This window comes from Desulfoluna sp. (assembly GCF_030145185.1).
In the GTDB taxonomy this organism is placed as follows: domain Bacteria; phylum Desulfobacterota; class Desulfobacteria; order Desulfobacterales; family Desulfolunaceae; genus Desulfoluna.
The window spans coordinates 30,860-50,378 of record NZ_JAQYWB010000046.1; the positions used below are offsets into that span (position 1 = coordinate 30,860).

At 55.8% G+C, this 19,519-nt stretch carries 20 protein-coding genes; 8 read left to right on the forward strand and 12 right to left on the reverse strand.

What is annotated here, in order from left to right:
* The first annotated feature begins 31 nt into the window (after positions 1–31).
* From radA to Q1Q75_RS15180, 8 genes are all read left to right on the forward strand, one after another.
* Positions 32–1,402: a DNA repair protein RadA gene (gene radA / locus Q1Q75_RS15145; protein ID WP_300672318.1), complete on the forward strand. Its 1,371-nt coding sequence runs from the start codon at positions 32–34 to the stop codon at positions 1,400–1,402.
* A 360-nt stretch (positions 1,403–1,762) separates the two neighbouring features.
* Positions 1,763–2,386: an RlmE family RNA methyltransferase gene (locus tag Q1Q75_RS15150; protein ID WP_300672320.1), complete on the forward strand. Its 624-nt coding sequence runs from the start codon at positions 1,763–1,765 to the stop codon at positions 2,384–2,386.
* 120 nt (positions 2,387–2,506) lie between these two features.
* On the forward strand, positions 2,507–3,241 hold the full coding sequence (locus Q1Q75_RS15155) for a YebC/PmpR family DNA-binding transcriptional regulator (protein ID WP_300672322.1): 735 nt from the start codon (positions 2,507–2,509) through the stop codon (positions 3,239–3,241).
* An 81-nt stretch (positions 3,242–3,322) separates the two neighbouring features.
* The gene (locus Q1Q75_RS15160; protein ID WP_300672324.1) at positions 3,323–3,646 is read left to right on the forward strand and encodes a YebG family protein; all 324 of its coding nucleotides are present in this window, start codon (positions 3,323–3,325) and stop codon (positions 3,644–3,646) included.
* Positions 3,647–4,431: 785 nt separating this feature from the next.
* Positions 4,432–4,665: a hypothetical protein gene (locus Q1Q75_RS15165; protein ID WP_300672326.1), complete on the forward strand. Its 234-nt coding sequence runs from the start codon at positions 4,432–4,434 to the stop codon at positions 4,663–4,665.
* On the forward strand, positions 4,658–4,858 hold the full coding sequence (locus tag Q1Q75_RS15170) for a hypothetical protein (RefSeq protein ID WP_300672328.1): 201 nt from the start codon (positions 4,658–4,660) through the stop codon (positions 4,856–4,858). Before Q1Q75_RS15165 ends, Q1Q75_RS15170 begins: the two co-directional genes overlap by 8 nt.
* Before the next feature lie 57 nt (positions 4,859–4,915).
* Entirely contained in the window at positions 4,916–5,110 is a 195-nt protein-coding gene (locus tag Q1Q75_RS15175; RefSeq protein ID WP_300672330.1) for a ferredoxin, read from the forward strand.
* Between the two features lie 129 nt (positions 5,111–5,239).
* Positions 5,240–6,139 (forward strand): TIGR01777 family oxidoreductase, encoded by a 900-nt coding sequence (locus Q1Q75_RS15180; RefSeq protein WP_300672332.1) that lies wholly within the window; start codon positions 5,240–5,242, stop codon positions 6,137–6,139.
* Between the two features lie 448 nt (positions 6,140–6,587).
* Here the strand turns inward: Q1Q75_RS15180 and Q1Q75_RS15185 are convergent, their stop codons facing one another.
* From Q1Q75_RS15185 to Q1Q75_RS15240, 12 genes are all read right to left on the reverse strand, one after another.
* Positions 6,588–7,160: a hypothetical protein gene (locus Q1Q75_RS15185; protein ID WP_300672334.1), complete on the reverse strand. Its 573-nt coding sequence runs from the start codon at positions 7,158–7,160 to the stop codon at positions 6,588–6,590.
* A 3-nt stretch (positions 7,161–7,163) separates the two neighbouring features.
* On the reverse strand, positions 7,164–7,718 hold the full coding sequence (locus tag Q1Q75_RS15190; protein ID WP_300672336.1) for a DUF177 domain-containing protein: 555 nt from the start codon (positions 7,716–7,718) through the stop codon (positions 7,164–7,166).
* 201 nt (positions 7,719–7,919) lie between these two features.
* Positions 7,920–8,747 (reverse strand): endonuclease/exonuclease/phosphatase family protein, encoded by an 828-nt coding sequence (locus tag Q1Q75_RS15195; protein ID WP_300672337.1) that lies wholly within the window; start codon positions 8,745–8,747, stop codon positions 7,920–7,922.
* Positions 8,744–9,601, reverse strand: coding sequence for a rhomboid family intramembrane serine protease (locus tag Q1Q75_RS15200; protein WP_300672339.1), 858 nt, complete (start codon positions 9,599–9,601; stop codon positions 8,744–8,746). The genes Q1Q75_RS15195 and Q1Q75_RS15200 overlap by 4 nt, the downstream gene beginning before the upstream one ends.
* A 59-nt stretch (positions 9,602–9,660) precedes the next feature.
* A complete protein-coding gene (locus tag Q1Q75_RS15205; protein ID WP_300672341.1) occupies positions 9,661–10,461 on the reverse strand; it encodes an alpha/beta hydrolase in 801 nt (266 codons plus the stop codon).
* A 218-nt stretch (positions 10,462–10,679) separates the two neighbouring features.
* The gene (locus tag Q1Q75_RS15210; RefSeq protein ID WP_300672343.1) at positions 10,680–11,987 is read right to left on the reverse strand and encodes a YdgA family protein; all 1,308 of its coding nucleotides are present in this window, start codon (positions 11,985–11,987) and stop codon (positions 10,680–10,682) included.
* Between the two features lie 201 nt (positions 11,988–12,188).
* Positions 12,189–13,418 (reverse strand): NADH:flavin oxidoreductase/NADH oxidase family protein, encoded by a 1,230-nt coding sequence (locus Q1Q75_RS15215; RefSeq protein ID WP_300672345.1) that lies wholly within the window; start codon positions 13,416–13,418, stop codon positions 12,189–12,191.
* Between the two features lie 246 nt (positions 13,419–13,664).
* On the reverse strand, positions 13,665–14,048 hold the full coding sequence (locus tag Q1Q75_RS15220; RefSeq protein WP_300672347.1) for a response regulator: 384 nt from the start codon (positions 14,046–14,048) through the stop codon (positions 13,665–13,667).
* A 24-nt stretch (positions 14,049–14,072) separates the two neighbouring features.
* Positions 14,073–14,930 carry an HD domain-containing phosphohydrolase gene (locus Q1Q75_RS15225; RefSeq protein WP_300672349.1) on the reverse strand — a complete coding sequence of 286 codons (858 nt, stop codon included), beginning with the start codon at positions 14,928–14,930 and terminating at the stop codon, positions 14,073–14,075.
* A gap of 15 nt (positions 14,931–14,945) precedes the next feature.
* Entirely contained in the window at positions 14,946–16,598 is a 1,653-nt protein-coding gene (locus tag Q1Q75_RS15230; RefSeq protein ID WP_300672351.1) for an ATP-binding protein, read from the reverse strand.
* 77 nt (positions 16,599–16,675) lie between these two features.
* Positions 16,676–18,733: a PAS domain S-box protein gene (locus Q1Q75_RS15235; protein WP_300672353.1), complete on the reverse strand. Its 2,058-nt coding sequence runs from the start codon at positions 18,731–18,733 to the stop codon at positions 16,676–16,678.
* Between the two features lie 23 nt (positions 18,734–18,756).
* The coding region (locus Q1Q75_RS15240) for a phosphate/phosphite/phosphonate ABC transporter substrate-binding protein (RefSeq protein WP_300672355.1) at positions 18,757–19,519 on the reverse strand (763 nt) is incomplete at its 5' end.

A 19,519-nucleotide genomic window follows, 5' to 3' on the forward strand; every position in this document is an offset into this window, starting at 1 on the left:
ATCTTACCAGAATCCGGGGTGAATTGACACCGTGAAAAAGAGAAGAAAAAGCCTCTACAGTTGCCAATCGTGCGGGTATCAGGCCCCAAAATGGATGGGGCGCTGCCCGGAGTGCGGGGGGTGGGACACCCTTGCCGAAGAAGTGGTGGAGGACGGCGATCGGTTCCAGTCGGCCCCTTCGAAGCGGGGCGTGGCGGTGCCTGAACCGGAGAGTATTCTCGCCATCGAAACCCTGGAAGAGCCGCGTATGCCCTCAGGCATCCCGGAGTTCGATCGGGTGTTGGGGGGCGGCATTGTGGCGGGATCTCTCGTTTTAATCGGCGGAGACCCCGGTATTGGCAAGTCAACGCTGATGCTCCAGGTTTTAGATGGCCTGGCACAGAATGGGCGCCGGGTTCTTTACGTCTCCGGCGAGGAGTCCAAGGGTCAGATTCATCTTCGGAGCCAGCGCTTGGGGGTCTCGGCGGAGAGCCTGTTCGTGGTGACGGAGATTCACGTGGACGCCATCTTGTCTATTCTTGCCACCCAGAAACCGGCGGCGGTGGTTATCGATTCGGTTCAGACCATGTACAACGCCGAGCTCTCCTCGGCGCCGGGGAGTGTTGGCCAGGTCCGGGAGACCACCATGAAGCTGATGGTGATGGCCAAAAAAAGTGGGATTCCCATTTTTCTGGTGGGCCATGTGACCAAAGACGGGGCCATTGCCGGCCCGCGTATCATGGAGCACATGGTAGACACCGTGCTCTATTTTGAAGGCGATACCAACCACATCTTTCGGGTGCTTCGCGCCGTGAAAAACCGGTTTGGCTCCACCAACGAGATCGGTGTCTTTGAAATGCGTGGAGGCGGGCTGGTTCAGGTGCTTAACCCGTCGGCCCTGTTCCTGGCTGAACGCCCGGAGAACGCCCCCGGTTCGGTGGTGACGGCCAGCATGGAGGGGACCCGTCCCATCCTTGTGGAGATCCAGGGGCTGGTGAGTCGCTCTGGCCTGGGCACCCCCCGGCGCACGGTACTCGGCCTGGACAGCAACCGCGTGGCCCTTCTTGTGGCTGTGATGGAGAAGAAGATGGGCATGAACCTGGCCGGCCTCGATATTTTTATGAACGTGGCCGGGGGGGTGCGCATTACCGAGCCCGCCGTGGACCTGGCGATCCTGGCGGCCACAGCCTCCAGTTTCCTGGACCGTCCCCTCCCCGAAGGGGCCGTGGTCTTAGGGGAGGTGGGTCTCACGGGTGAGGTGCGGGGTATCAGCCAGCTGGAGGGACGCGCCGCTGAGATCCAGAAGATGGGGTTTACCCATTTTATTGTCCCGGAATCAGGGGCCAAGCGGCTGAAAAAGATCGACGGTCTGAAGGTCAGCGGCGTTCGCCATGTGGCCCAGGCCATGGAAATTTTGTTTTAGCCCAGATATTTCATGAGAAAATGAGCAAGACAAAATATAGACATTTCAAAAACGCAAAATGTGATTCACCGTTTTCTACTCGCTTTTTTAACCCTTCGGGCGAGCCGAGTGTACCCATCTTCTGCGTTACCAGAGCTTTGAGGTAAACCACTACATCTGCAGCTCTGATGCCTTGAATATGGGTGCACTCGACTCGTGAAATATCCGGGTTAGCCGGGACTGTGAATGCTTTTAAGGGTCACCTTCCACGAGCGAGTCCGGCCGCAAGCCGGTTCGTGAGGGGGCTCACCTCGCAGAGAGGGCGCGCTTTGTCTTCCGGCTTTTAGCTAATTGTATGAACTTAAATGAAATCAGGACCCCATGGCAGTAAAAAAAGGAAAGATCTCACGACCTCCCAAGCAAGGTAAGTGGGAAGATCACTATACTCGCAAGGCCAAGGATGAGAAATATCCGGCACGCAGTGTCTATAAACTTCAGGAAATACAACGCAAGTTTACTCTTATAAAAAAAGGTGGTAAGGTGCTGGATCTCGGATGTTCGCCGGGTTCCTGGCTTCTTTATGCCTCGGAGTTGACGGGAGGTGCCGGGCGTGTGATCGGCATCGATCTCAAGCCGGTGACGATTAAGCTTTCCTCTCATGCCGAAGCCCTTGTGGGGGATATTCTCAACCTGACGCCAGCCTTGGAAGCCTCTTTCTCCACCGGTTTTTCCGTGGTGATGAGTGATATGGCTCCGGACACCACCGGGATGAAAGATGTGGACGCGGCACGGTCTCTGGAGCTTTGTGAGATGGCCTTGACGGTGGCGACGGAGCGATTGCTTTCCGGGGGGCATTTTATCTGCAAGATTTTCCAGGGCGGGGATTTCGATGCCTATGTGGCCCATGTGAAGGGACACTTCAAGCAGGTGAAAATATTCAAGCCCGAGAGCTGCCGTAAGCAGAGTAAAGAAATTTACGTCATCGGGATTGGACTGAAGGGGTAATCAGGGCGCCTGCATGCCTTGATGATCATCGATATTTTTTATGAATGAATGCCATCCATCGTGGCTCGGGAGTGTCAGCCACTGTGGACTGGTAGCAGGTATGGATAATTAGGAGGATTTATGTCTGGACATAGTAAATGGGCCAACATCAAGCACAAGAAGGGGCGTGAAGATGCCAAGCGCGGCAAGGTCTTTACCAAGCTGATCAAAGAGGTCACCGTCGCCGCCCGTATGGGTGGGGGAGACCCCGCTTCCAACCCGCGCCTGCGTTCCGCCATGCTGGCGTCCCGCGCTGAGAACATGCCCAAAGACACCCTGGAGCGTGCCGTCAAGCGTGGCACCGGTGAACTCGAAGGGGTGAACTACGAAGAGATCGTTTACGAAGGCTACGGCCCCGGTGGTGCAGCCATCATCGTGGAGTCTCTGACCGATAATAAGAACCGGGCCATTGCTGAAATTCGTCATATCTTTGCCAAGTGTGGCGGGAACATCGGCGCCAACGGATGCGTCTCCTGGATGTTCGATAAAAAAGGGATCATCGTGGTCGACAAAGAAAAGGTCGATGAAGATGCCTTGATGGAGACCGCCATTGACGCGGGCGCTGAAGATGTCAAAGATGAAGGCGAGAGCTTTGAAGTGATCACCGCCATGGAAGACTTCCTTGATGTGAAGGATGCCATTGACGCCGCGTCTATTCCTACTGAAATGTCAGAAATTACCATGATCCCCCAGACTATGTGTGACCTGGAAGGCAAAGAAGCCGAGAGAATGGTGAGGATGATGGATATGCTGGATGATTGTGATGACGTTCAGGATGTTCATACCAACGCCGATATTCCCGACGATCTGGCTTAATCATAAAGATTTGGGTGAGGGATGGCGGGCATGGATTGCCCGCCTTCACGACCCGAGCCGACGAGACGCTGGAGGAAACAGATGGCAGTCATCGTAAAATTTGTAGTGGTTCGCGATGGGGTCGAAAAGATGACGTTTACCACCAAAAAAGAGGCAGATGCCTACGACAAGATGCTCGATATTGCCGAGAATCTCCATGGTTTCATCGGTGCATCGGGCCTTGATTTTCCTGACGAGATGCTGGAAAGCCTCTCTTTGTACCTGGCGGAGAATCGAGATCCGTTAGGGGCTATTCTTAAAGGGAGTGCGCCTCGTCTGAAGGCGGAATCCGCCCCGGAAAAGGTCTCTGACAAGCCCCCTAAAAAAGCGGCCTCGTCCGCCAAAACGCCAAAAAAAAAGGCGTAAGCGACAGTTCGTTTTCGTAAAAGCCCTGCCCTTATCCCGGATATTTCACCTCATGAAATATCCGGGATAGTGCTTTTGCCGGAAAAGGCCGGTCTCCCTCAACGGAGCCGGCCTTTTTGTTTTTGGCATCAATGGCCCCCCCCCCCACACACCGGTACCCCCCACGCCCCGATATCTTCAGGCAAAGGCTGAAACGGCCTATACGCACAACGGTGTCTTGTATTTCGTAGTGACAGACTATTTGCTAGTTTGGGTTTGATCGTCGAGGGACCCATCGATACTCTTTTGTTATCTATGGGGAAGGGGCGTGTCCCAGGTTTCGCCGGGAAGAAATGGGTGCGGCGGGACGGTAGGGGAACAGGGTGTTGACATCTCCACGGGATTCGTGCAGATTTAAACAAACCAAATGCCTGCTATCTCCATGGGTTGACGTGGTATGGATTCACCATCTGGAGGCATGAAAAGGGACCTTTCCCTGTTGATTCATCCCCAATGACCCCGTGTCTGGCGATTTGACCCGGGGAGAACGACTCTATCCCTTTGTTTTCTCTGGCAGGTGTTGACCCCGATGTGCAGATTCGCTGTTTCCGTCTGGCGGTACGCGCTCTCTTTTTTTTCTATCGTGATTTTAACAGCTCTTATTCATGGATTTTCCGCGTGCGTCGGCCCATGGCGATCTGTTGACCTTTGATGCCTGAAGCCCCTTTTTCCCAATCATGAACCGCCTTCAATTCGAGGGCGTTCGGGAAGACGGCCTGTGTGTGGGGCAAAGAAAGGAGCCGATCATGACAGCCCACGAATGTAAAACCTGTGGCAAGATAACTCTGGATAAAGGGCACCTCTGCGACCCCACGGAGGTGGGACAGATTTATGCCTGTGAGCATTGCGGCAAGCAGGTGAGCAAAGAGAAACACGTTTGCAAACCCCAGGTGCAGGAGTTCAAGTTTTTCTGCAATGATTGCGGGCGAAGCGCCGTCAGCGAAAAAGATGTCTGCAATCCGGCGCCTATCCATGACTGATGAGGGGACCGGGGCCGATAACCCGGAGTTGATTCATGTAGATAAAGAGTTCAGCCGTTGCCTGAAGTGTGGGTATGAAGATGGCTTTCATGTCTCTTTTGCCGCCGTCAAGGACCAGAGGGCAGAGGTGATCCTTATTTGTCCTCGATGTGGCAAGCGTTATGGACCCGGGTGGCGTGTCACCCTGGTGTGAGCTCGTTTTACCGGCAGTATCAGACAAACCGTGGTTTATTATCAACAGGAGGAGAGTATGGGAAAGCGTGTGGTGATTGATGAAGAGGAGTGCATGGGATGCGAAGCCTGCGTGGAGATCGCTCCGGACGTGTTTGAATTTGATGATGATGCCGGAAAGGCGCTGGTCACCCTGCCCGAGGGGGGCGATCTCGCACTGATCGAAGAAGCGATGGATGCCTGTCCCGCCGATTGTATTACCTGGCAAGAGTGATATCGCCCTAACCCGGATAGTTCATGAGAAAACAATCAGGGCTAAGGGCGACGCGCTGGAGGCCCCACTCTTCCTGTGAGTATCAAGGGGGGTGGGGTCTCCTGTCTGACATGGTATCAGGGGGGAGTCATGAACGTTTTGATTACTGGAGGCACCGGTTTTATCGGCACGGTTGTGGCGACCCGCCTTTTAAGTGAGGGACACGAGGTGGCGGTGACTGGGCGCAGCGGCCTGTCTTCCCTGATCGGCAGGGACCGCTTTCGAACCATTACCTGTGACACCACCGTTTCCGGTACCTGGCAGGAAGAGGTGGCACGCAGCGCCGTGGTGATTAACCTGGCTGGTCGCACCATTTTCACCCGGTGGAATGAGGCGAAAAAGGCGGACATTTTGGAGGGGCGTTTGCTTACCACGGAAAACGTGGTGAACGCCATGTCAACGGGGGCTGTTTTGTTGAGTGCTTCAGCCGTCGGTTTTTACGGAGACCGGGGCGATACACTGTTGGCAGAGGAAGATGCGGGTGGTGACGGGTTCCTCGCCGATGTGTGCAAACGGTGGGAGGCAGAAGCCATGGCCGCCTCAGCCAAGGGTGTGCGGGTGGTGATCATGCGTTTTGGCGGGGTCCTGGGCCAGGGCGGCGGGGCTTTGGGGGCGATGCTGACGCCCTATAAGATGGGACTTGGCGGTCCCCTTGCCAGCGGGGAGCAGTGGTTCCCGTGGATTCATATGGATGATCTTGTGACAGCCTTGATCTTTTTGATGGGGCATGACAGTGCCGAGGGACCCGTGAACTTTTGTGCCCCTTATGTGGTGAGAAACAAAGAGTTCTCAAAAACCCTTGCCGCCGTCCTCGGGCGTCCGGCCCCGTTCACTGTTCCACTGTTTGCCCTGCGCATGGCCATGGGAGAGCTTGCCGATGAGATCATCGCCAGCCAGCGTGTGGTGCCTGAAAAACTCTCATCCTGGGGATTCTCTTTTGCTTACCCTTCCCTTGAGGGTGCCTTGAAAAACATTTTGCAGGGAGAGTGAAGGGAAACCGTTCTTCGTGCTTGGTGCTTCGTTCGAGGAGTCGCTACGCTCCATCAATTTAAAACAAACCATGCGCTGGGTGTTGATAACAGGCCTTAATACATGTCTCAGTCTCAGATTTACGTCGAACCCAATGCGGTTGTGATTCGCCGGTCTTGATTGATCATCGTTTCGCCCACCTTTTGAGTTTACGTCACCACCCTCTTCATAAAGCCCGGCAGTATCCCCTATCCACCATGGGTTCCCGCCTTCGCGGGAAAGACGGTAGAGAAGAGTGACGCCCTTGCCTCCTCGTCTTCCCCGGCTGTCCTGAAAAATGGATCCGGTTGAGCCGTTTTACAGCCCGACACTCTCCACCTTTTGTATCGCCAAGTGACCGGGGATCCATGCCTAAATTTACATTTCCCTCCAGTCTGAGGCTCCGGTGGAATGGGAGCGCAAGGGCACCCTATGCATACCATTCGCTTCGTTTCCAGTCTCTGGCCTCTTTTTGAAAACTTTTCAGGTAGCAGCGCCCCTTTTTATCCCTGATGTCGTAGACCGCGTGTCGAAGGACGGTGATGGCGACCCCGCCTTTCATCTTTAATTCAATATCATAGCGAGAAAAATTTTCCAGCAGCCCTTTGATCACTTCCCCTTCCAGGAGAGTGAGAAGGATGACCTGCCTCTCCCTGATGAGAGGGTAAAGTGTTTTATTTTTGATGAAGTAGCGATGGGCCGGTGCATGGATGGGGCCCATGCCAAGGGCCGTTGCCTTTTTATCGGTTTTTATGAGGCGGGTAATGACCTCGGTTGACGCCTCCGGAAAGTGGCATTTAACCTCCACCTTCGGGATGACGACCTCGTCTTGATCCGTTGCGACGTGGAGGTCATAGGTCGTCTGCCGCACGAGGACTCCCGCCAGGGAGCGTTGGTTATGCAGGAGGAACCGGGTCTTCTCCTGGCTTGTCTCAAGGGTGTTGAAGCCACTGAATTCATAGTGCTCTTTTTTGTAGTCCGAGAACCCCTGGAGTTGCGTCATGGGTTATTTCCCCCCCTTGAGAACTCTGAGTTTTGCGAAGGCAGGGTGTCCGGTGAAGATTTCACATTGACAGGCACCCTGGTTGAGATTTTTTCCGCATTCACGGCAGAGTCCCTTGCAGGTGTCCTTGCAGATCGGGTTCAAGGGGAGAGACATCACCACTTCGTCCTGAAGATAGGGGGTCAGGTCAATGTGATCACCCTCGAAGGTCTCTCGGATCAGGGCCTCTTCGCTGAGTTCCACCTCCATCTCCTCACCTTCTTGCGGTTCATGCTCCTGGGCGGAGTCCGGAACGAAGTGAAGATCGATCTCGGTGGTCAGGGCGTGGGAAAAAGATTCCAGGCATCTCCCGCAGGGTTGTTCGACCGTGAGGGCCAGCGTTCCCTTGACCTCTACCTGGCCTCCTGTGATACGCGCTGAAAGATCGATGGCCACAGGGGTGGTGAATCGAACCTCTCCTTTTTTCTCCAGGTCGGCAAGGACGGGGAAACAGCCAGGGGACTCGCTCGCGGAGAAGGGGCTCCAGTTGTCTGAAAGGGTGGATATATTAAGGATCATGTTGCTCTCCATGGTTGGCGGGCCGATGATGGTTGCAAGGGGCACCCTTGATAAAAAAACCATCCGGCGTGAAAGGGGTGCGTTTATATCTGCGATCTGCAGCATAAAGGCACCCGGTATGCCTTAAGAATAAAATACCTGTGAACATTTTTACGAACTCTCTATCGCGTATTAGAACAGAAAGATGTCCGGTTGTAAATGTCATGGAAGGGTGAATCGAGCCATGACAGGGGCGTGGTCGGACAAGGGGGTTGGAAAGGCCGTTGCCGGCCCCCTGGGGGTGAGCCCTCGGTAAAAAATATGGTCCAGGGCGAGCTGGGTGTTTCCACCGATGAGAGCCACCAGCGGTGAGGTTCCGGGTCGTTTTCCGGTGACAGGTATTTCCATGAAGTGAGGAAGGGCTTTTTTGACCACGGCGAGTCGCTGGTTGCTCCATGTATTGAAATCTCCGCAGATCACCACAGGCCCCTTAAAGGGGGAGACCCTTTCATGGATTTTTTCCATTTGAGCGGACAGGCCTCCTGGGGAGAGCTCAAAGTTGAGGCCATGGAGGGTAATCACGAGGAGGCGGTGTGTTTTTCCGTTCCGATCGGCCACAGGATATACAGCGGCCAGTCCCATCTTGGGGGTGGTGTAACCGAATTCACGCTGTGCGACTGTGATGGGGTGGGTGGTCATCGGGGGCGTCGATGAAAGGAGGGCGACCCCCGAGAGCGTATCGCTCCACCACCAGCGGAAGCTGCGGGCAAAATCAGCCCCTCGGCCCGGGATGGAAAGCATCTTCGGGGTCGCCTCTTGCAGGGCGACCAGAGACGAGGGGCTGCCTTCGGTGAGCTTTATTATGGTTTCCGCTATCTCAGGGGTTGAACTCTTGGCCCCTTTGGCGACATTCCATGTCACCAGAGTAAAGGTGGGAGCAAGCCTTGGGTTTTCGTCGGGGTAGGCGGAGACCTCATCCACGTCCTGAAGAGATGTGCAGGCGGTGGAAAGAAGCAGCATCAGAGCCAGCAGAAGTATCCTGGGGTTCACAGCGCCCCTCCCCTGCCGACATAAAAGGCGAGGCAGCAGACAAGGGTGGAGAACGCCAGGCCGATTTGTTGAAGGAGAGGCCCTTGTTTCTCTGGAAGCAGCCCCGGGAGGACCCCGGCCGCCAGGCCAAAGCCGAATCCCAGCAGGTGGCCTGTTACATCGGACCCCGGTCCCACCCCGGAAAAAGCGAGAATGGCCAGACCCGCGCCCAGGGGCAGGAGGGCTCTCCAAAGCGGAGTGCGGGCGGAAAGGCGCCTTAAGGTGCCCCCGGAGGCGAGGAGTCCGGCGGCTGCAAAGACCAGGGTCGATGCGCCGAAAGAGACGTGACCCATACCGGAAAACCAGAAGGCATTCATCCCATTGGCCAGGGCCGAGGCCCCAAGAAGAAGAGCCCACCCCACGCCGTCTCCGCAGATCTGAAAGACCCCGGTGGCAAAAATAATCAGGCCAGCCATGTTGCCCAGGAGGTGCGGCCAGTCGGCATGAAGAAACAGGGCCGTGAGGGTGCGGTACCACTCACCGGACAGGATGCGGGAAGAGGAGGCGGCATAAAGTTTTACCGGTTCATCCAACCCGGTCAGGGAGCCGGTTTTAAGAAAAATCGCCAGGATCACGCAGGCGGCAAAGAGGCCGGACCATGACGGAGCCAGGGACCATGTTTTTTCGATGCGGGGGCGATTCTCCACGTCATACGTGGCGATCAGAGTTCGGCAGCGCTGGCTCTCCTCGGGATGGATCCACAGGGTCAGGCATCCGTTTTCGGCAGCAATGCGATGTTCGATACCGGCGGTGGTCAGCAGCAACCCGATTTCCCGGGCGCGTTTTCGAGTCATTGGAGTCAGGAGAGGTTCCATGGCATCTCTTTTCGATGGTGAATGTGAAGGGCTGGGGCCTGTAAAACAAGTCTCTTGTTTCAGGGGGACTCCCGTGACTCTAAATTTTTCAGGAATTGCATCACGAGGGTGTTGAAAGACTCCGGTTCTTCCACGTTGACGACGTGGTGGGTGCCGGGCAGGGTCATGAGGATGGCGTTTTGCATGCGGGCGGCCACCTCTTTTTTATGGGGCAACGGAGCGTAGTCGTGCTCTGAATGGATGAGCAGGGCAGGGCAGGTGATGTGGGGGAGCCTTTCCATCACGCTCCAGTTTTTCAGGGCACGCAGAGAGGAGAGGTAGGGACGCCTGGGGTTTTCAGCCCATCGGGAGATCAACGTCTCTCGAAGCTCGGCCATCTCAGGCGTGGGAAAGACATTGTTTGCGATGAGTGCGCCCATGCGTTTCGGTCCGAGGAGGGCGGAGATAAGAAGACGCCCGTAGTAAAAACGCTGTTGGGCAAAGGTCTCCACCGGCACGATGGCGCTCATGTTGGTGACCACAATGGATCGCAGGAGGGGGGCGTGGTCCAGGGCGAGGTGGAAGGCGACGGCACCGCCCATGGAGAGCCCCACCACGTGGGCGGGTTCATCGGTGATTTTTTGAAGAAAGGCCCCCACGTCTTCGGCAAAGAGGGCGATGCTGTAAGGTCCTATGGGTTTTTCACTTTTCCCGTGGCCGCGGAGATCCAGGGTGATGACCCGGAATCGAGAGGAAAATGCCTCGACCTGGTATTCCCAATCCCGAAGGCTGGATCCCAGCCCGTGGATAAACAGTAAGGGGGGGCCGTCACCATGGGTTTCGTAGTGCATGGAGAGGCCGTTGGCGGTGGTCTGGGGCATGGCAGTGTCTCCGCTGGATTGCGACTGAGTCGATGGGGGGGATGTGTCCGGTCGACCTGAGCACAGTGAGTGATCCTGTCAATTATAAATCAAGGGCGTTGAAAGGGGAAGGGTTGAGGTCGGCGTCTTTCCGCTCACGCCAGGCCGCAGGGTATAAAAAAAGGCCCCTTGCGTCTATTCAAGGGGCCTTTTTTGGTGAGGGCGTATGGTTTGTGGCCTTACATGATGGTGTTGCCGTTGATGGTGACGTGGCCTTCTTTGATGGTGGCCTGGGTGCGGTAGTATTTGCCGTCAGAGACGAGGAATCCCTGGTCCATGAGCTGCATCAACTTGCCGAGGTCCATAAAGGTGTTGAGAAAGGCTTTGGGCAGAGCCGCTTCAAACTGGGCATCCAGGGCCTGCATAATCAAAGCCATGGAGGGAAGATTGGCTGCCTTTTCCCCCACAACGGCGGCATAGCCAGTGGCGGTGAGGGCTTCGTCTTTGGCGGTGCCGAGGTTCAATGAGGCCAGGGTCAGCTTGGGGTTTCGTTTCAGGATCTCCGGCAGAAGTTCCATCACTTTTCCCATGATCATCATGCCGTACATATTCGAACCCATTTCATCGGCGTTGGCGGTGGCTTCGTTGATGGTGGTCCGAAGGGCGTCCATGGAGGCCTTGTCCAGGTTGTCCAGCAGGATTTGGAGCGAGGCTGGTGCATAGCTTAACTCATGGGTCTTGAGGCTTTTAAAGCCGAGCTCGAGGGTTGAGTTGTAAACCTCGGCCTTTTCTATTCCCTGGGCGGCTACGTAGGCGTCATCCAGGTTGAAGCGGATGCTTGCATCTTTGCTTGTGATGGCGACCTGGGAGATATCGTACCGTGCGCTGGTATCCCCTTGATTCTTATTGGCAGACAAGATCACCGAGTCGATGGAGAGTTTTTCCGTGTCGCTTTCCGTGACGGTAAAGGAGGGAGCCTCTGCCTTGAAGTTGAAGTCACGGGTGGCCCAGTTGAAGGTGCCGGATCCGTTTAATCCCGCGAAAGCGATGTTGACCGGGTTTTTATCGCCTTCAATGGTCTTGGTATACGCCTCGATGCTGTAAACGCTGTCGATTGTTTTGTCAAAACCGATGAGGCTCTCCATTTTAAAGGGGGGGAGCTCTTTGAGCACGGCGTTTAAATCCACCTCCTCGTCTTCGGTGGGCTCAATCCAGAGGGTGGAGTGATCAAGGGCCAGGCCCACGGGGGATTTGGAGGAGAGGGCACCCCAAAACACAGGGCCATGGGTGATCACGCTTTTGTAGCGAAGTTCAGCGGGGAGGGCCAGGTCCTGTCCCATGGTTTTGAGGGACATGCTGCCGGTGATCGTGGATGAGAACCATCCCCTCTGGTAGTTGAGGTCCGTGAGTTCGAGCGTGGGGTTTTTTTGGAGCGTTTCATCGGTGATCTGGCTGTAAAACGTCTCTACTTGCCTGCCGACATACCATGGGGCGCCCAAAAGTAGAATAAGACCGAGAATAATAATGCCGCCGAGTGCTTTTTTCATAACATCTCCGTGAGATATGTGTCAGGGGTTCGAGTGTGGAGTGATTGCTAAAACAATGAAGATCCATACATATCAGTTAATGAATCCGAGTAAAATAAAAAATGGGTGTTCGGTACAAAAACCATTGTTGTATGAACGGGCTGGCCCAAGGCGGGGCGGCGTGAGCCGGCCCCTGAGGCCCGTGAAACCTCTTTTAATCGGTCAAGCCCGACGCCTCTTGAACGCCACGGCCCCCATCCCGGAAAGAATTTTCCAGACCGTTTTATACACATTTTCGTTGGGTTTGGGGTTTTTTCCCATGCCCAGGTAACGCAACTGGTTTTCGTACCAGGTGATCTCCAGCATGGCGATGCGATCAAGGGCCTTGATTCCAGTGGTCAGGGGCCTGACCGGGCTGGTGTAGGGTTGGGCGGAGAGCACCTTTTCGGGCAACTCCGGGTCCACCACCAGGGGCCGCGCCAGCCCCACCATGGCGACCCCTGTGTCTGACAGGGCTGTCTCCATCATCTGATCGGTCCGGAAACCACCGGTGAGGACAATGGGCGTGCCCACGTGCCTTGCGGCTCGGTCGGCGAATTCAATAAAATAGGGAGCCTCCTTCGCCGTGCCTTTCCTTTGCCCCATCATCGCCGGTGCTTCGTAGTTTCCGCCGGAGATTTCGATGAGGTCGATGCCCTCTTCCGAGAGCGTCTTGATGACGGTGAGGGCCTCTTCTTCGGTCAATCCATTCGGCTTGAAATCCGACGAATTGATCTTAATCCCCACCGGGTATTCCGGGCCCACCTTTTTCCGGATGGCGCGGTAAATCTCCAGAACAAATAACATGCGCCCGTCAATATCGCCTCCCCATTGGTCGGTACGCTGGTTGTAAAGGGGCGAAAGAAACTGGCTGACGAGATAGCCATGGGCGCCATGGATCTGCACCCCGGTGAAGCCGGCGCGTTTGACGGTCTCCGCGGCGAGGGCAAAGCGGTCGATGATCTCTATAATTTCTGAGTTTGACAGGGCCTTGGGGGTGTTGAACACCCTTTTGAGGTCTGAGGTGTAGGCGATGGCCGAGGGTGCCACCGGCTCCGGGGAGAGAAAGGCGGGAGACTGGCGTCCCGGGTGGTTGAGCTGCACCCAGATGTGGGTACCGTTCTTTTTCCCGTTTTCAGCCCATGCCGAGAGGGCTTCCAGGTGGCGGTCGTCTTCGATGACCACATTGCCGGGCTCTCCCAGGGCGCGGCGGTCCACCATGACATTTCCGGTGACCAGAAGGCCGGTGCCGCCTTCGGCCCATCGCCGATAAAGACGAGAGAGTTTGGCGGTGGGGCCGTGCTGTCGGTCTCCCATGATTTCACTCATGGCAGATTTCAGGATACGGTTTTTGATGACGGTTCCGCAGGGGAGGGCAAGAGGGGCATTAAGGGGACGGATGTTGTCTTTCATGGGCACTCCATGTCGAGGTGGGTAGAAGGGGATGTCATGTCTGAACGTCATTGAAAAATAATGCAGATATCGTCAAGTGCAAGTCCTCCTGGCGAGATGGGCGCGGTAACGGATGGGAAAATACAGTTTTTTTCCTTTTTGGCATGGCCCCTTGCAATGGTATCCGCCTGCCACTGCAAGGGCCCTTGCGAGAATCTGGCACGTTGCGGTGAAACCGGCACGGATTCGTCAAGGGGCGTTCATTTTTTATAAATTGGATTGTTCGGGATCCAGAATCTCTTCGACTCGCTGGATCAGCTCCAGGGGGCTGAAGGGTTTAATGAAATAGCCGTTGGCCCCGGCCTCATATCCTTTTTCGATATCCTCTTTCTGGCCTTTGGCGGTGAGCAGCAGAATCTGGCATGCCGATGTCTCCCATTCTGTGCGCAGGCGGCGGGTGGCTTCGTAGCCGTCAATTCCGCCGGGCATCATCACGTCCATAATGATCAGGTCCGGGTGTTCGGTGGCCGCCAGGGTCAGCGCCTCTTCCCCGCTTTTTGCCTTAATGGTGCGGTAGGGACCCACCTGAAGGGTGACGGCCACCAGTTCCCGGACTTCCATCTGATCGTCTACAATCATGATTGTCTTCAACCGTATCTCCTTGGCGTTTGAACATCAGGGGTTTGTCTTCGGTGAGTGGGCCGCGGTTCCATCACTTACATCTCGTTCGCTCCAACTGAATTCCTGGGACGTGGGGAGATCCTCTCCGCCGGTCTCTTCGCGAATATCCAGAATTCCGCCGAATTTTGAGATAAAGAGGTCGACAATTGCGGGGTCAAAGGCCGTCCCGCGTCCTTTTTTAATGAGGCTGAGGGCCACCTCCACCGGGTAGGGGTCCTTGTAGGGCCGCCTGGAGGAGAGGGCATCAAAGACATCCACCAGACCGACGATACGTCCGAAAAGTGGGATAGCCTCACCGGATAGCCCCTGGGGATAGCCGCTGCCGTCCCATCGCTCGTGGTGGGTGATGGCGATCTGCTGGCCTGCCCGCAGCACCCCTGCTTCTGATTTGGCAAGGATGCGCGCGCCGATGGTGGTGTGGGTTTTCATCACCTCAAACTCTTCGGTGGAGAGTTTGCCGTTCTTCCAGAGGATGCTGTCGGGAATCCCGATTTTTCCGATATCGTGCATGGGGGAGGCATAGAGGAGGTGCTCCACATCCCGTTCGGACAACCCCAATTCTTTCCCCATGAGTTCGCTGTATCGACTCATGCGCACGATATGGTCCCCTGTGTCTTCATCTTTGTATTCGGCGGCCGCGACCAGGCGTCCGATGGTGTCCAGGTAGGCGGATTTCAGTTCGGTGTGGGCCCCTTTAAGGTTCTCCAGGGTTTGTGTCAGGTCGCGGGCGTATTGGCTGAGCTGCAGGTTTGCGGCTCTGAGCTCGGCCCGTTTGCCTTTTTCCGCTTTGTAGACCTTGGTCAGGTCTTCGGCGTATTTGCTGAGTTGGATAAACGCATCGGTTGGCTTCATGGTTCTCTTTTCCGGTTAGGCTTCCTTGGTACCCTTTGGGTCCGCATTATACACAGGCAGGGTGAAGTGGACGGTTGTTCCCACACCGAGGGCTGACTCGACCCATATTCGGCCGTTATGGGCCTCGATAATGTGTTTGACGATGGTCATTCCCAAGCCGGTGCCCATGGGGGCGGCGTTGGTCATGTCCGCCCGATAGAACTTGTTGAACACATGGCTCACCTGGTCCGGGGTCATGCCCTGTCCCTCATCGCGGACCCAGACGTGGTAGTCCTCTTGCTCCACGCCGCTGCCCACCTCAATGATCCCGCCTTTCGGAGAATATTTCACCGCATTTCCCATGAGATTTTTCATGACCTGACCCATTTTTTCCTTGTCCACGTAGAGAGTGATGTTGTCCGGGGAGACCTGGACCTCAAAGTGGTGAATCTCAGAGGTCGGTTTAAAAAGGGGGACGGTGCTGCGAATGGCCTCACCGGCGACACATTCCGATCGGTTTAACACCATGTCGAATCCGGCTTCGAGGCGGCTGAGATCCAACAGGTCTGTGACAATCTTGGACAACTCCACGGACTGGCGGTAGATATACTCCAGAAATCGGAACCGTTCCGATTCTTCCAGGTCTTTGCGATTTAAAAGAATCTCAGAATACCCCTGGATGGAGGTGAGGGGGGTTCGCAGCTCATGGGCCGCCGTGGAGATGAATTCGCTTTTCATCCGGCCTGATTCTGTCTCTTCCGTGATGTCGTATACGATGGAGACCCGTTCATGGATCCCCTCCTCAGGCCCGGGGAGGATGACGGAGCGGATGCGAAGTGAGCGGGGTCTTTTTTCTCCCGGGATCTCTTGCTGATAATCCTCCTGATGGGCGGCCTCTTCAAAACTCTTTTTGATCCAGAGGGCCAGGGCCTTGTCAGGGACGACTTGCTCCAGGGATGCGCCAAGAACCTCGGAGTCAGGCAACTCAAGCAAAGCGACTCCGGCCGGATTGATCAAATGAATGCAGCCCTTCTCGTTGGTGACCAAGACCCCATCCATCACGGTTCGAAGCACCGTTTCGATCTTCTCTTTTTCTGCAATCAGCGCGTTGTTGGTGTCGCGCAATCGCATGGACAACCCTTCCCGGTCCCGCTCCAGATTCCAGGTGCGGGTCAAGGCCCGGGCAAACTGTTTGATCTCTTCTCCGTTGAAGGGCTTGCGTAGATAGAAGATATCTTCCCGACCCAGGGCCGTGATGATCTCATCTGGGGTGAACTCACTGAAAGCCGTGACAATAACCACCTTGAGCGTGGGGTCCAGGGACCAGATGTTTCGCGTGGTTTCTACCCCATCCATGCCGTACATTTTCATATCAATAAACGCCATGGCAAAGGGGGCTTGACGATCCAGGCTCTCTTTGACCGCCTGAATCCCTTTTAACCCGGACTCCACCATGGAGAGTTCAAAGGTGGTTTGGGGTACCGTTTTTTTCTGGGTGGGCTCTTCTCCGAAGAGCTGGGCCCCTTGGGTGAACACTTCTTGGGGGGCGGTGGTCGAGAGAATGTCATCGTAGGCCTGGCGGACTCCCGGATCATCATCGATGATCAGGATGCGCCGGTTTTCGTCGTCTCCTGCTGCCGACCTGTCGTGCGTCGGGTCCCGGTGGGATAGGGTGGGGGGTGGGGTCATGGCCATTCTCCTGAACATTTATCGTGTCCTCGGGCAAGGGGCGTCTCCCCGGTGACAGGATCGGGTGGTCGCCGCGGTTATCCCTGGGATCTTTTTTCGACCGGGGGGGCCGCGAGCTTTTTGTCTGCGGTTGCCACCGCCGGAAGCGTCATGCGAATACAGGCCCCCTGTCCCCTCCCCGAGCTGGTGACCGCAATGGTGCCGTTGTGTTCTTCAATGAAGAGTCGGCAATAGTAGAGCCCGAATCCACTGGTGCCCTTGCTGGAGTTTCCCAATTCGAAAATCTTTTGCTGTCGGGCGGGCTCGATCCCGATGCCGGTGTCGAGGACCTCCATGAAGAGGGAGGGGCCCTCCAGGCCGGACCGGAGGGTGATGCGTTGGTTGGAAGCGTTTTGTTCCATAATGGAGTCCGATGCATTCTTGAGCAGGTTCACCACCACCTGAAGGAGGCGACTGCGATCAATCTGGACCCGTGGGAGCTTCGGGGAGAGCTCCTTGTGAACCGCAATGCCTTGTTTGCTCAGTAGATTGCCCTGCACCTGAAGGGCGTCTTCAAGGACGCGGTTGAGGTCTACCATCTCCTGAATCTCCTGTTTCCCCGCCGCGTAAGCCTGCTGCAGGCTGATGATTTCAGAGATATAGTTCAAGGCGATTTCCATTTTCATCACCATGGACAACTGAGAGGATACGTGGCGTTGAAGGGATTCGCCCAGCGTTCCCAAATAGTCAAAAACCTGCTGCCCCCGCTTTCCTTCCTGAATGTAATCGTCCAGATTTCCAACCTGGGCACGAAGATCTTGATACGCCTTGGAAAACAGGTCGCTGATTTGTTCCAGTTCTGTGTGCTGCATCCCTTCGACCTGAATTTTTAAAGGGGTGACGGCGTTTCCAATGTTGTGGAGCACCATGGCGGAGAGCTCGGCCCGACCCGATTCTATTGCTCTTTGCACTAATTTTTCCTGGGCCATTTGCAGTTCGGTTGTTTTTTTGGCGACCTTCTGCTCCAGGTCTTCCCGGTATCCTTTTAATTCTTTCTCGGCTTTTTTTCGTTCCGTGATATCCCGGATAATACCGGTAAATAGAATTTTGGTGCCCAGGTTCACCTGACTCACGGAGAGTTCGATGGGAAATCGGCCTCCGTCCTGGCGAATGGCCTCCATCTCCCGGCCGATGCCGATGATCTTGTTTTCCCCGGACTCAAGATACCTTTGAAGGTAGCGATTGTGGCGGCTGTGGTGTGGCTCGGGCATGAGGATAGCGACGTTTTTTCCGAGAACACCTTCGGCTCGGTGCCCGAATATTTTTTCTGCCGCCGGGTTAAAGGAGAGGATCAGGCCCTCGGTGTCGATGGTGATGACGGCATCGACCACGCCTTCCAGGACGGCTCGCATGCTCGCCTCGCTCTCTTCACTGGCGTGTTTGTTTCGTTTTGCTTCTGCCAGAGCCGACTGGATATCGGTATAGGACTCTTTCAGCGCGGTGGACATGTGGTTGAACGTCCGACTGGCGGAGGCGATTTCATCTTTGCCGGACACCGGTATCTGATAGCCGAACTCTCCTAAGGCGATGCGTGTGGAGGCGATGGATAAGCGCCCCACCTGGCGCGTGAGGAAATAGCCCAGGACGTAAGAAAAAAGGGCCGTGAGGATCATCTCAATCCCGGCAAGGGTCAGGACCCGGTAGCGGGCCTTGTTGATCAGCCCCTGCAGCCGATCGGTTGCAATGGAAATCTCAACCCGCCCGAATTCATAGCCACTTTCTGAGATCTCGGCCGTCACTTCGAAGGTGCCGTCGGTGATGTCGGTGACCTGTCGATCGGCGACAAAGGGTTTTGCCAGGGCCTGTTCATCCCCCGTGGCCGCCAGCACGCCGTCGGAGGTGCTGATGATCCGGGCGAACTTCAGGCCAGGGCTCTTGAGTATGGCCTGGCAATAGCTCTCCAGGGAGGCCAGGTCGCTGGCCAACAGAGAGTCCCGGGCCATGGCGGCAAAAATCCTGGCGGTGGAGTGAGCATACTGCTCCAGGGCCTCTTCGTTGGTCCGTTGGAGAAAGGTGAGGCTGTTTAAGATGATAATAAAGAGCAGCACCGCTTCGATGAGGGCGATTCCCAGTATGGTTTTTGTCCTGAAGGACATGCCGACGCCTTGTGTGATGACCCCTATGGATGGATCAATTCGTCCAGCAATTCAATGCCCAGTGCCCGGACATCGTTCCACTCCTGATCCTGGGCTGCCTCCAGCCCTTTAAATTTTAAGGCCTCCAGCAAAGGGATCCCTATCGGGTCCTGGTCCAGGGTGATCATGGCCTTCCGGAGGGCCTGCCGGATTGGCTCCGGAATTCGGGGGTGAACCGCGATGGCATGGGGGGTGTAGGGCTCTGTGCGCCAGAGAATACGTAATTGATTTCTCACCTCTTCGTCGATATTCATAAAGGTGCGCATCACCCCGCCGCCAGCTGGAAACAATCCTTTGGCCACGCTTCGATAGACCGAATCGTGGGAGGAGACATACCGGGGCGTGATGGAAATCCCGGCGTGGCGGAAATTTGCACGGGGCAGCACACTGGCGGCAAAGGCCGCGGGCGCTGGAAACGCAAGGGTGGCCCCTTCCAGGGCGTCAATGCTTTGCACGGTGCTCTCCACCAGCACGACGATGATTCCCCGGATGCGTTTGTTTTTTTCCTTTGCCAGGGCCTCATACCCGGGGGCGCGGTGAAACACCGTGTAGTGATAGGGATTCATGTATGCGAGGTCATAGTCTCCCTGGGCCAGCCGCTTTTCAAAGGTTGGAATATCCCGTGCGGTTTTGAAATGCAGGGTGACCCCGCTTTTCGCTCCCAGGTACTGGAGCAGGGGAGTCCACAAGCGGGCCAGGCGGGTGGCAGACTGCTGAGGGACCACGCCGAAGGATAAGACGGGTTTG

What these genes read in the sequence shown, in the direction of transcription:
- Q1Q75_RS15205 (WP_300672341.1), bottom strand. Translation starts at nt 10,461, where the DNA reads ATGCCCCAGACCACCGCCAACGGCCTCTCCATGCACTACGAAACCCAT.
- Q1Q75_RS15150 (WP_300672320.1), top strand. Translation starts at nt 1,763, where the DNA reads ATGGCAGTAAAAAAAGGAAAGATCTCACGACCTCCCAAGCAAGGTAAG.
- Q1Q75_RS15230 (WP_300672351.1), bottom strand. Translation starts at nt 16,598, where the DNA reads ATGACCCCACCCCCCACCCTATCCCACCGGGACCCGACGCACGACAGG.
- Q1Q75_RS15175 (WP_300672330.1), top strand. Translation starts at nt 4,916, where the DNA reads ATGGGAAAGCGTGTGGTGATTGATGAAGAGGAGTGCATGGGATGCGAA.
- Q1Q75_RS15155 (WP_300672322.1), top strand. Translation starts at nt 2,507, where the DNA reads ATGTCTGGACATAGTAAATGGGCCAACATCAAGCACAAGAAGGGGCGT.
- Q1Q75_RS15185 (WP_300672334.1), bottom strand. Translation starts at nt 7,160, where the DNA reads ATGACGCAACTCCAGGGGTTCTCGGACTACAAAAAAGAGCACTATGAA.
- Q1Q75_RS15165 (WP_300672326.1), top strand. Translation starts at nt 4,432, where the DNA reads ATGACAGCCCACGAATGTAAAACCTGTGGCAAGATAACTCTGGATAAA.
- Q1Q75_RS15200 (WP_300672339.1), bottom strand. Translation starts at nt 9,601, where the DNA reads ATGGAACCTCTCCTGACTCCAATGACTCGAAAACGCGCCCGGGAAATC.
- Q1Q75_RS15210 (WP_300672343.1), bottom strand. Translation starts at nt 11,987, where the DNA reads ATGAAAAAAGCACTCGGCGGCATTATTATTCTCGGTCTTATTCTACTT.
- Q1Q75_RS15190 (WP_300672336.1), bottom strand. Translation starts at nt 7,718, where the DNA reads ATGATCCTTAATATATCCACCCTTTCAGACAACTGGAGCCCCTTCTCC.
- Q1Q75_RS15170 (WP_300672328.1), top strand. Translation starts at nt 4,658, where the DNA reads ATGACTGATGAGGGGACCGGGGCCGATAACCCGGAGTTGATTCATGTA.
- Q1Q75_RS15180 (WP_300672332.1), top strand. Translation starts at nt 5,240, where the DNA reads ATGAACGTTTTGATTACTGGAGGCACCGGTTTTATCGGCACGGTTGTG.
- Q1Q75_RS15235 (WP_300672353.1), bottom strand. Translation starts at nt 18,733, where the DNA reads ATGTCCTTCAGGACAAAAACCATACTGGGAATCGCCCTCATCGAAGCG.
- Q1Q75_RS15160 (WP_300672324.1), top strand. Translation starts at nt 3,323, where the DNA reads ATGGCAGTCATCGTAAAATTTGTAGTGGTTCGCGATGGGGTCGAAAAG.
- Q1Q75_RS15225 (WP_300672349.1), bottom strand. Translation starts at nt 14,930, where the DNA reads ATGAAGCCAACCGATGCGTTTATCCAACTCAGCAAATACGCCGAAGAC.
- Q1Q75_RS15215 (WP_300672345.1), bottom strand. Translation starts at nt 13,418, where the DNA reads ATGAAAGACAACATCCGTCCCCTTAATGCCCCTCTTGCCCTCCCCTGC.